This is a genomic window from Mycobacterium sp., assembly GCF_050701515.1.
Classification (GTDB): domain Bacteria; phylum Actinomycetota; class Actinomycetes; order Mycobacteriales; family Mycobacteriaceae; genus Mycobacterium.
On sequence record NZ_JBOGDB010000138.1, the window covers coordinates 1 to 1992 of the forward strand.

Annotated in this window: 3 protein-coding genes; 1 reads left to right on the forward strand and 2 read right to left on the reverse strand. The window is 67.5% G+C overall.

The window, feature by feature from the left end; genetic code table 11:
* Positions 1-249 (forward strand): hypothetical protein (locus ACRDU5_RS12025; protein WP_526614760.1); only part of this gene is annotated, 249 nt, incomplete at its 5' end.
* A 21-nt stretch (positions 250-270) separates the two neighbouring features.
* Here the strand turns inward: ACRDU5_RS12025 and ACRDU5_RS12030 are convergent.
* Together ACRDU5_RS12030 and ACRDU5_RS12035 are read right to left on the reverse strand one after the other, a co-directional pair.
* A complete protein-coding gene (locus ACRDU5_RS12030) occupies positions 271-1587 on the reverse strand; it encodes an integrase (RefSeq protein ID WP_526614761.1) in 1317 nt (438 codons plus the stop codon).
* Positions 1588-1616: 29 nt separating this feature from the next.
* Positions 1617-1934 carry a helix-turn-helix domain-containing protein gene (locus ACRDU5_RS12035; protein WP_526614762.1) on the reverse strand — a complete coding sequence of 106 codons (318 nt, stop codon included), beginning with the start codon at positions 1932-1934 and terminating at the stop codon, positions 1617-1619.
* Between the last annotated feature and the right edge of the window lie 58 nt (positions 1935-1992).

Consider the following 1992-nt stretch of genomic DNA (forward strand, 5'->3'; position numbering starts at 1 on the left):
GGCGAGGTAGATCATTGCGGCCTCGGGTTCCATGCCGAACGCGACGGCCACCAGCTCGGGGTCCATGGTGTTGACGAGGTCGACCAGGCGGGTGCTGCGAACCGTTCGCGGCGCAAGGCCGCAGGCGTCGAGGACGTGGGAAAGATAGGCCGCAGACGCGGGCTCGCGTCCGGTCTTGGTGACTTTGGTGACGATGACGTGCGGGTTGCGCGTGTGCTGGGATTGGCGATGGGCCAGGCAGCGCGTTAAGACCGCCCAACTGGCGGGGTCCTATGGCACCGGGTGAGGACGACCGTCGAGGCCGATGGTGCATTCCCGCTGGTCGATCGTGTCGCAACGCAGCAGCTGCAGTTCCTGGCTAGACGCACCATGCAGAAGCGCGAGGATCCCGACGAGCGCTTCATGGGGATGGACCGTGGGATCGGTGGTCCAGCGGCGAAACAGTTGGCGCTGCTGATCTATGGTGAGCGTTCTGCCGCGAAATCCCTTGGGCTGCTTGCGCTCCAGGCCACGAGTCGGGTCGATGAGCACGACACGGCGGGTGCGGGCGAACCGGAAGAACTGACGCAGCACCGTCAGTCGCCGCGGTCGGTTGTCGGGCTGAAGGTTGAGGAATTCCTCGATGTCACCGACATCGGCCGTGGACCAATCCTGTTTTCCTCGTTCGTCATTGAGAAACAGCGCCAGATCACGCAGGGTCGCCAACGCGACGTCGATCGTTCGGTCGCTACGCGGCAACGTTCCAGCTCTGCGAGCCCGCGCTCGGGCGGTCATCAGTGATTCGGCGAACGAAACCACCGCCGGCCGCAGCGTCGCTGGGACGGCGTCGATGCGGCGCTTGCGCCGCCCCGCGGCGAGCTGCTCAACATGATCGGTGGCCATGGCCAGGCCCCGCTCGGTGAAGAACGCCTCCAACAGCCTGGCTAGTGGACCCAACGAGCGGCCGGGTCTGCGGGCGCGGTCGAGCAAGGCCTGTGGATGGTTGGGGTGTTCGTCGATGAGCAGCCGGCCCAGAGCCGTGAGCACGTTGCACGCTCGCGCAGGCGAGAACACCTCGGCGACATGGACGACGAAGTCGTCAAACCAGACCGGTGGGTCCTCGAGCCGTGCGGCGAGGTGCTCGCCCTGCACGAACGGCCGCTGCGGATGTCGCTGCCAGCATCGCGAGCACATGCCGCGGCCCTCGTGGTGGCGCAGCTCGCCGCACACCTGGCAGATTCTCGGTGGATCCTTCGGTGGCCCCTTCCGTGAACACGACCCGCACCATCCGGTCTCGGCACGCAGATAGCCGGGTTCGCCGCACCGTGGGCAGCGCTGCTGCCCGGCGAGCAGGTCGGCTCGGCGACGGCATGTCTTGCACGACGTGGCATCGGCCCGGCGGACCGGATGGCCGCATTCGACGCACCGCCGAGAACACAGCACGCATCGACCGGTCGCAGCCACCAGCACCCGATCGCGGCCGCAGTCCGGGCAGGACTGCTTGGCGTCGTGCTCACGCCGCCGCCGGACACAGCGACAACACAGCTCACGTCCGATGATGCCGACCGGCGCCCCACATGCCGCGCAGTCGCGCTGTCGTTTCCCCATCGGGTGCAACCGCTTTCGGGTCTCGTCGGCTACATCGGTGGCATCGACCGCCCCCGCGTGTTCAAGGTCTTGTTCGTCTCGACCGGCACCGGCCGCGGCGGCGTGGCGGGCCGCTCAACCGGTGTGGTGTCGACCTCGAACAGGTCGTTGGGGGTGCAGTCCAGCGCGGTGCACAATGCGATCAGCGTCGTGAGCTTGACCTGGCTGGGCTCCTTGGTCAACAACGCCGACACCGACGCCGCCGACATCTCCAACCCCGCTTTCTCGGCCAGCAACCGCCGCAGCTCGGTGCCGGTCCACGCCTCACGTTGCGCCGCGGCCATCCGCAGCCGCCAACGGATCTTCATGCCAAACCGTCCTCTCCGCTTAGCTCCGCCAGCGTCGACGTGACCGCCCGGCTATAGG

Coding starts and splice junctions, on each gene's coding strand:
- ACRDU5_RS12030 (WP_526614761.1), bottom strand. CDS start 1,587: ATGGGGAAACGACAGCGCGACTGCGCGGCATGTGGGGCGCCGGTCGGC.
- ACRDU5_RS12035 (WP_526614762.1), bottom strand. CDS start 1,934: ATGAAGATCCGTTGGCGGCTGCGGATGGCCGCGGCGCAACGTGAGGCG.